Annotated in this window: 8 protein-coding genes and 2 pseudogenes; 1 reads left to right on the forward strand and 9 read right to left on the reverse strand. The window is 48.2% G+C overall.

The window, feature by feature from the left end; translation table 11 throughout:
* Nucleotides 1–165: 165 nt before the first annotated feature.
* From ACE1AQ_RS15710 to ACE1AQ_RS15750, 9 genes and pseudogenes are all read right to left on the reverse strand, one after another.
* The gene (locus ACE1AQ_RS15710; protein ID WP_008199593.1) at nucleotides 166–606 is read right to left on the reverse strand and encodes a DUF29 domain-containing protein; all 441 of its coding nucleotides are present in this window, start codon (nucleotides 604–606) and stop codon (nucleotides 166–168) included.
* A gap of 61 nt (nucleotides 607–667) precedes the next feature.
* Nucleotides 668–2,587, reverse strand: a complete 1,920-nt coding sequence (locus ACE1AQ_RS15715; protein WP_149037237.1) for a hypothetical protein — start codon at nucleotides 2,585–2,587, stop codon at nucleotides 668–670.
* A 301-nt stretch (nucleotides 2,588–2,888) separates the two neighbouring features.
* Nucleotides 2,889–3,023: pseudogene (locus ACE1AQ_RS15720) on the reverse strand (type II toxin-antitoxin system PemK/MazF family toxin); the annotation flags it as partial.
* Between the two features lie 87 nt (nucleotides 3,024–3,110).
* Nucleotides 3,111–3,383 (reverse strand): type II toxin-antitoxin system PemK/MazF family toxin, encoded by a 273-nt coding sequence (locus tag ACE1AQ_RS15725; RefSeq protein ID WP_253257794.1) that lies wholly within the window; start codon nucleotides 3,381–3,383, stop codon nucleotides 3,111–3,113.
* On the reverse strand, nucleotides 3,376–3,600 hold the full coding sequence (locus ACE1AQ_RS15730; RefSeq protein ID WP_045357065.1) for a hypothetical protein: 225 nt from the start codon (nucleotides 3,598–3,600) through the stop codon (nucleotides 3,376–3,378). Before ACE1AQ_RS15730 ends, ACE1AQ_RS15725 begins: the two co-directional genes overlap by 8 nt.
* A gap of 394 nt (nucleotides 3,601–3,994) precedes the next feature.
* Nucleotides 3,995–4,132, reverse strand: a pseudogene (locus ACE1AQ_RS15735) (clan AA aspartic protease); the annotation flags it as partial.
* Between the two features lie 4 nt (nucleotides 4,133–4,136).
* Complete coding sequence (locus ACE1AQ_RS15740; protein ID WP_106909787.1) at nucleotides 4,137–4,403, reverse strand: hypothetical protein; 267 nt, start codon at nucleotides 4,401–4,403, stop codon at nucleotides 4,137–4,139.
* 235 nt (nucleotides 4,404–4,638) lie between these two features.
* The gene (locus tag ACE1AQ_RS15745; protein WP_008199612.1) at nucleotides 4,639–4,935 is read right to left on the reverse strand and encodes a type II toxin-antitoxin system RelE/ParE family toxin; all 297 of its coding nucleotides are present in this window, start codon (nucleotides 4,933–4,935) and stop codon (nucleotides 4,639–4,641) included.
* Nucleotides 4,932–5,156 carry an addiction module protein gene (locus ACE1AQ_RS15750; RefSeq protein ID WP_008199613.1) on the reverse strand — a complete coding sequence of 75 codons (225 nt, stop codon included), beginning with the start codon at nucleotides 5,154–5,156 and terminating at the stop codon, nucleotides 4,932–4,934. Before ACE1AQ_RS15750 ends, ACE1AQ_RS15745 begins: the two co-directional genes overlap by 4 nt.
* Nucleotides 5,157–5,718: 562 nt before the next feature.
* Between ACE1AQ_RS15750 and ACE1AQ_RS15755 the strand changes: the two genes are divergently transcribed.
* Nucleotides 5,719–8,100: ATP-dependent Clp protease ATP-binding subunit (locus ACE1AQ_RS15755; RefSeq protein ID WP_374808749.1), on the forward strand; the 2,382-nt coding region annotated here is incomplete at its 3' end.

Here is an 8,100-nt window from a genome sequence, read left to right on the forward strand (position 1 = left end):
TCTTCCGTGAATTCTAGGTTAATCATGTTTTTAATGAGTGCTTTGCTTCTAATTATGACTCTTAAACTATATTATTGTCCTTGAGTAAAAAATGCAAGTTGTAGCCGTGCAAAGTATAGAATAAATAATCAGTCTTTAATAACCAGATTTAGGATTATTTAACCTTCAATCCGGGCTATCACCGGGCAACCAATCTTCGATCACCTGCGCGATAGTATAGGGACAAAACTCGGGAAAAATGCTGAGGACTAAACCTGTTTGTCTGGCGGCTTCTCGACGCGCTCTGGTGTATTCCTTATCCAAAATTTGCGCGGGATAACCGCGTAAACTGGGACTATCCTCTAATTTGCGACGAATTTGCGATCGCCCATCATTGATGGAATCCAGCCAACTATCGGAGTGCCGTTGGGGTTGATATTGCCACTTGAGCAGATGAAGCAAAATTCGCTCCATTTGAGAACCAATCGCACTGCGTTCACTTTTCCCCAAATCCTCGATTTCCTCGATTAAATGCTCCCAGTCAATGGCATCCCAGCGTTGTTCCCGCAAAAGTTGAGCCGTATCCCGGGCCCAGAGAATTAAATCGCAATCGTAGGTGGTTGGCATAACCGGTTCCCTGTTTTTCAAGCTTTTCGGGTCATCTCTCCTGTTGTCACGAGTACCATGATCAGAACCTCACCGACCCTGCAGCTACAGCAGCAGAAAAGCTGGTGATATCAGCCCCTGGGCCGAACAACTCGAAGCCTGAAACGTTCATGATGCCGTTGATTACATAGTTACCCGCACCCACCCCGGCAGTGATTGTGTAGGTGCCAGGATTGAAAACCAGCGTATCTTGACCGCTGCCCCCCTGAAAAGTTCCTCTGCCGAAGCCTTTCAGGGTGTCATCGCCTGCACCTAGATTCGTTATACCGCTTCCGGCGAAACCACCGATTAAGGCATCAACTAAGTCCCGGTCACTGCCTGTATCAATGGTGCCATCGTTGTAGATACCGATGCTGCCAGATCCCATGCCAGATCCGATGATGTTGTCCTCGCTGATGCCCGTGTTGATGGTGACACCGGTGCTAATGTAGATGCCGGTGCCGCCAGGTCCCGTTGCGGATCCTATGATGGTGTCTTTATCGGGGCTGGTGTCAATGCTGATGCCGGCATTGATGTTACCGCTGGTGGTGTAGATGCCATAGGCTTTACCAGTTCCCGTGATGCGGTCGTCGCCGCTGCTGGTGTCAATGGTTCCACTGTTGTAGATGCCATAGTTCATACCAGCTCCCGTTGCAGATCCCGTGATGGTGTCATTGCGGATGCCGGTGTTGATGGTGTAACCAACACTGTTGTAGATGCCATAGGTGATACCAGTTCCCGTTGCAGTTCCTGTAATGCTGTCGTTATCGGCACCGCTGCCAGCACTGATACCAGTATTGATGGTTCTACTGTTGTAGATGCCATAGGTGAGACCATTTCCCGTGATGCGGTCGTTGCCGATGCCAGTATTGATGCTGCCGGAAGTAAGGATGCCATGGATACCACCAGTCCCCACGATTTCGTCGGAGCCGATGCCAGTTTCGATGGTACCGCTATTAGTGATACCAGAGCTACCAGGGCCAGATGCCGTTGCAGTTCCTGTGATGGTGTCGTTATCGGCGATGGTGCCACTGCTGATGCCGGTGTTGATGGTACCCAGGTTACTGATGCCATAGGCGAGACCAGATCCACTGATACGGTCGTCGCCGCTACCAGTGATGATGTTCCTGAAGCTGTTGTTGTAGATGCCGGAACTGTCAGATCCCCCAGCAGCTCCCATAATGGTGTCGTTGTCGGCACCGGTGTCAATAGTGCCGGTGTTGATGATGCCATGGATGGCACCAGTTCCCGTACTTTCAGTGCCACCTGTGATACTGTCGTTGCCAGCACCAGTATTGATGGTGCCACCAGTGTTGTTGATGCCGGCCGTGACACCATAACCGTCTCCTGTAATGGTGTCGTTGCCAGTGCCAGTGTCGATAGTACCGTCATTACTGATGCCGTAGTAATGCCCCCACCCTCTGATGGCGTCGTTGCCGGTGCCAGTGTTGATAGTGCCGCGGTTGATTTGGATGCCGTCGCCGCCACTACGTACAGATGTATCTTTAACTCCTGCAATGTGGTCGTCACCGTCACCGGTGTCGATTCTGCCAGAGTGGTAGATGCCAGATGCACTCCCTGTGGCAATTCCCCCAATGATATCCCTACCGCTGCCGGTGAGGATAGTGCCGGTGTTGTAGATGCCGCACCAGCCCTCTCCCGTGATGCTGTCATCATCGGCGCCGGTGCCACCGGTGTTGATGGTGCCAGAGTTGTTGATGCCGTAGCCGCTACCAAAACTACGACCCTCGATTCGGTCGTTGCCGCTGCTGGTGTTGAGGGTGCTCCTGCTGTTGAGGCCGATGCCGCTGATACCAGATCCTGTAGGCGTAGTTCCAGTAATGCGGTCGCCGCCGGCCAAAGCATCGACAGTCACATCAGTCGGAACAAGCCAACCTTCTGGAGAGGAAGCCAAATCCGCACCTGCCGTGAACGTAAATCTTGTGCTAAGATCGTAAGCCATGATCTTAAGTTCTTTTTTGCTAATAGAAACGTCATGGTAAAACACATACAAGAATTTGTCAATAGGTAGTAATATTGAATCTACTTATACTTCGAGTTTTGACCTGAAAATGGGTGATCAGATCAATAGAGCAGCAATTATTGTAGTTGGGTTGACCCAAGGAAACCCAACCAAGAGTAACCTTTGGGGTGGTTGGGTTGCGCTTTTTCAAGCGAATTGAGCTATTTTCGCCCCAGTATTGTTTCGCCCAACTCAACCCACGAGGCGATGCGCTCTGCTACGCAGTGCCTTTGGCATCGCACTATGAAGGCTTAAAACCTAAACTGAAACCGAGTTGAATACAGACTGCTTTCTCTATTTCTTGCCAATAAACGTCTTCTAAAACACCCTGTTTATTCTTAATTCTTTGAGAATCTACAGCCCTCATTTGACTTAAGTAGGTAGGCACAATTATTTGTAGGATGGGTTAGCGGTAGCGTAACCCATGCGGGCGTTGGGTTTCATGCTTCAACCCAACCTACGTTCATTTTATATTTAATTCCACCCACCTACTTAAGTTGATGTGTCGATCTCCGTCTAGTCCATTCTGCACTGTCGGGGTAATATTGACAACAAAAGGATAAGTCCTTTTCCCAGGCAACAATGGAGCAACTATTGTCGTTGTTCCATTTTGATTGCCAATATCGTTTTGTAAAATCAGGCAAGGGCGTTCTTTATCGGTTTCATAACCAACAACGGGTTTCAGATCGACCCACCATATCTCTCCTCGCTTATAGGTTAGTCTTCCATTAGGCATTTAGACCATCGCCCACTGCAATATCCCAGACAGAAATTTCTGCTTGCATCTCTGGATCATTGGCCTGATCTTTATAAGCATCTTCTAGCTCTTTCATAAAAACCCTTTTCTTCTCTTGCCAGAGAACATCATTGATAAAGCGGCTACGATTGCTTGCTAGTCGATCTACAAATTCCAAAACTTCGTCGTCTAAGGTGATGCTGACTTTCTTGCTCATTGCCCTAAACTGCCCACGACAGCCCAGTAGGATTAGAGCATCATACTAACTAATCCTACATTAATTGTCAATGCCTGCCTCTGATCTTTAAGTAGATTGAATGTCTAACGCTTGAACTCACCCGCCGTCACTAACTTTGGATGATAGCAGTAGTTTAGCAATTATTTTAGGTTGGGTTGACTCAAGGAAACCCAATAAAGAGTAACCTTTGGGGTGGTTGGGTTGCGCTTTTTCAAGCGAATTGAGCTATTTTCGCGCCAGTCTTGTTTCGCTCAACCCAACCCACGAGGCTTAGACTCACAGCTTCAATCAATGTGCATGGTGCGTTCCCCAAAATCGATCAGTGGAGCGGTAGAAGTTGCATTAGGGAACGCACCCTACAAGATTGCGATCGCACTGTCAGAGGTAAGGTCAAAAAGCCTGTGAACCCTGTATCAATAACAGCATCAATTACTTGCCTCTGTTTACTCTCATTGCTTACGACTAACCTAAGCCTCGCCTCGCAGTTTTGATCAACAATTCCGTTCATCATAAAGTTAAAGCAGACGACCTACGCCAAAGCGGTGAACGCCTTTATGTCCAATTCGGACACGCCAGATTTGAGCATCAGGGTTTCGTTCAAGCAATCGATTAGAAGCAGTTATTGTGTCATTGGCAAGCTCAAAAGCACCTGTTTCAATATCTATGGCTACAATCTTCCCATGATTGCCTTCCTCGACTTGGGGGCGCACCTGAGATTGATAAATCTCTTTACCACGTCGGGCGAATTCTTCTTTGCTGTAGCGGAGTTGATTAACTGTCATTGTCCTGACCCCGTTGCAACTTTTGCCCCTCTATTTTAACCTAAACATTGGCAATCTTCGCTAACATTCCCCAACTGGGCCCACAAGAGCGGCATTGCATTTAGACTCACAGCTTCAATCAATGTGCATGGTGCGTTCCCCAAAATCGATCGCTGAAGCGGTAGAAGTTGCCTTAGGGAACGCACCCTACAAGATTGCTAACCAATAACCTCAATGGTCCGGTGCATTGGGGTTGTTAGGTTCGCGATCGCCATGACTTTGGATCACGCCGACCATGAAAAATTGCGGTCACAACGACCCGACTTGAAATCACTCGATAGTAGACAGCATATGGGAATCGTCTGATGACTGCTCGTCGAATGTCCAGATAAACGATTGCATAAGACTCTGGCATCATGCCGATCTGATTGAGTAAGTCATCTACACAATCAATAAATTCATCACCCAAACCAGCTTGTTGACTCTCATACCAATCATAGGCATCCCTGAGGTCGTCACGGACTTCTGGACGAAATACCAGTACATACTTCATGCTTGCTTTCTGACTGATGCTTTCATCTCTTCCCAGGTGAGGACGTTATCGGGATCATTATTATGACCCTCAATCCGCTGATCGAGTTCGTGTTTTTGCGCCTCGGTTAAATCAGGATACACCTGTTCCACTGCAATACTGTCCCAAATCGCTTGAACCAGAAGGATTCTATCCTCAACACTTAAAGTTGTAATTTCATTTAGTGTAGCCGCGATATCCATACAGACAAGCTCCCGATTCAGATTGAGCGAGTAGTTCTAACAAGTTGTCATGGGTTCGGACTTGAAGCGTTAGTTTAGGCATACATAGTGATGACTCAAATACTAAGCGACCTGACTATATATTATAGGTCAACTTTCTGCATAACAGTCTCTGGGGTAACGATATAGGTCAACTTTCTGCATATCACCCCGCCCTACAACATATATACTCATTTGTCAATAGGTAGTAATATTTAATCTGCTTATACTTCGAGTTTTGACCTGAAAATGGGCGATCAATAGTCGAGCGATCGAGAGATGGGAATGACCACGACTTTAGGAGATTATGCAACGGTGAACAACTTATCAGCAGGTTTCCAGGGGGCTAAAACCATAATCCGGGAGATTCCGGGCATCTCCGCAAGTCAGCTAAGAGCCATTGACCCCAGAAAAAATCTTCAGAGCTATAACTACTATAACTAATAGCCGCTCCCCAATAACTGATCACTGAGAGACAGCTAAACTAAAAAGCCGTGCTAAAATCAGCATATCTAGGGTCGCTTGTGTAGGTGATGGATAGGCTATGTTTGAAAGATTTACGGAAAAAGCCATTAAAGTAATCATGCTCGCCCAAGAAGAAGCCCGCCGCCTTGGCCATAACTTCGTGGGAACAGAGCAGATTTTACTAGGACTAATTGGAGAGGGAACGGGAGTTGCCGCCAAAGTCCTCAAGTCCATGGGTGTCAATCTCAAAGATGCGCGCGTGGAGGTGGAGAAAATCATCGGTCGCGGTTCCGGATTCGTAGCCGTGGAAATTCCCTTCACCCCCAGAGCCAAACGAGTTTTAGAACTCTCCCTCGAAGAAGCCCGTCAACTGGGCCATAACTATATTGGCACAGAACACCTCCTTTTAGGACTAATTCGCGAAGGGGAAGGTGTGGCCGCTAGGGTTCTGGAAAATCTCGGCGTGGATCTCTCGAAAGTTCGCACCCAAGTGATCAGAATGTTAGGGGAAACCGCCGAAGTGGCCGCCGGTTCATCTTCCCAAGGTCGCACTAAAACCCCCACTCTTGATGAATTCGGTTCCAATCTCACCCAAATGGCCAGCGAGGGTAAACTCGATCCCGTGGTCGGCCGACAAAAGGAAATCGAGCGCGTTATCCAAATTCTCGGTCGTCGTACCAAAAATAACCCAGTCCTAATCGGGGAACCGGGGGTCGGTAAAACAGCGATCGCAGAAGGATTGGCCCAACGCATTGCTAACAAGGATATTCCCGACATTCTCGAAGAAAAACGGGTTGTCACCCTCGATATCGGCTTGTTAGTGGCGGGAACCAAATATCGCGGCGAATTTGAGGAACGCCTCAAAAAAATCATGGACGAAATTCGCCAAGCGGGTAACGTCATCCTTGTGATCGATGAAGTTCATACTCTCATCGGTGCTGGGGCAGCCGAAGGGGCGATCGATGCGGCCAATATTCTCAAACCGGCTTTGGCCCGGGGAGAACTGCAATGTATCGGCGCGACGACCTTGGATGAGTATCGCAAACATATCGAACGGGATGCGGCTCTAGAAAGACGTTTTCAACCGGTTATGGTCGGTGAACCCTCCGTAGAAGAAACGATCGAAATTCTCTACGGTCTCCGGGAACGCTACGAACAGCACCACAAACTAAAAATCTTAGATGAGGCCCTGGAAGCGGCGGCGAAATTGTCCGATCGCTACATTAGCGATCGCTTCTTACCGGACAAAGCGATCGATTTAATCGATGAAGCTGGTTCGAGAGTGCGCTTGATTAATTCCCAATTGCCACCGGCTGCCAAGGAATTAGACAAGGAACTGCGGCAAATTCTCAAACAAAAAGATGACGCGGTGCGCGGTCAAGACTTCGAGAAAGCCGGGGAATTGCGCGATCGGGAAATGGAAATCAAAACCCAGATCCGGAATCTCGCATCTACCAAAAAAGGCGAAGATGGCAACGATGAACCCTTTGTGGATGCCGAGGAAATCGCCCACATCGTCGCTTCTTGGACTGGGGTTCCCGTCAATAAACTGACCGAAACCGAATCCGAGAAACTGCTGCACATGGAAGATACCCTACATCAGCGTCTCATCGGTCAAGAGGACGCAGTAAAAGCGGTGTCTCGTGCCATTCGTCGCGCTCGCGTCGGTCTGAAAAATCCTAACCGTCCCATTGCTTCCTTTATCTTCTCCGGTCCAACGGGGGTGGGTAAAACCGAGTTAACTAAAGCTCTGGCCGCTTATTTCTTCGGTTCTGAAGATGCGATGATCCGTCTCGATATGTCGGAATACATGGAACGGCACACGGTTTCTAAGTTAATCGGTTCGCCTCCGGGTTACGTTGGTTACAACGAAGGGGGACAATTAACGGAAGCGGTGCGTCGTCGTCCTTATACGGTGGTGCTATTCGACGAAATCGAAAAAGCTCACCCCGATGTCTTCAATATGCTTCTGCAAATCCTTGAAGATGGACGTTTGACCGATGCCAAAGGTCGCACGGTGGACTTTAAAAATACCCTGTTGATCATGACCTCGAACATCGGTTCTAAGGTGATCGAGAAGGGTGGCGGTGGTTTAGGTTTCGAGTTTGCTGATAATCAAGCCGAGGCCCAGTATAATCGCATTCGATCGCTGGTTAATGAGGAATTAAAACAGTATTTCCGTCCAGAATTCCTCAACCGTCTCGATGAGATTATTGTCTTCCGTCAACTCAATAAGGAAGAAGTCAAGGAAATCGCCGAAATCCTGCTCAAGGATGTGTTTAAACGTCTGACAGAACAAAATATTACTTTGTCTGTTACTGATAAGTTTAAAGAACGCTTGATCGAGGAAGGTTATAATCCGGCCTACGGCGCTCGTCCCTTACGTCGTGCGATTATGCGTCTGTTGGAAGATGTTCTGGCTGAGGAAATTCTCTCCGGACGGGTTTCTGATGGGGATACG

The sequence above is a fragment of the Microcystis sp. BLCC-F209 genome (genome assembly GCF_041928595.1).
Taxonomy (GTDB): Bacteria; Cyanobacteriota; Cyanobacteriia; order Cyanobacteriales; family Microcystaceae; genus Microcystis.

Excerpts from the sequence above, each read along its gene's own strand:
- ACE1AQ_RS15710 (WP_008199593.1), bottom strand. The coding sequence starts at position 606 with ATGCCAACCACCTACGATTGCGATTTAATTCTCTGGGCCCGGGATACG.
- ACE1AQ_RS15715 (WP_149037237.1), bottom strand. The coding sequence starts at position 2,587 with ATGGCTTACGATCTTAGCACAAGATTTACGTTCACGGCAGGTGCGGAT.
- ACE1AQ_RS15725 (WP_253257794.1), bottom strand. The coding sequence starts at position 3,383 with ATGCCTAATGGAAGACTAACCTATAAGCGAGGAGAGATATGGTGGGTC.
- ACE1AQ_RS15730 (WP_045357065.1), bottom strand. The coding sequence starts at position 3,600 with ATGAGCAAGAAAGTCAGCATCACCTTAGACGACGAAGTTTTGGAATTT.
- ACE1AQ_RS15740 (WP_106909787.1), bottom strand. The coding sequence starts at position 4,403 with ATGACAGTTAATCAACTCCGCTACAGCAAAGAAGAATTCGCCCGACGT.
- ACE1AQ_RS15745 (WP_008199612.1), bottom strand. The coding sequence starts at position 4,935 with ATGAAGTATGTACTGGTATTTCGTCCAGAAGTCCGTGACGACCTCAGG.
- ACE1AQ_RS15750 (WP_008199613.1), bottom strand. The coding sequence starts at position 5,156 with ATGGATATCGCGGCTACACTAAATGAAATTACAACTTTAAGTGTTGAG.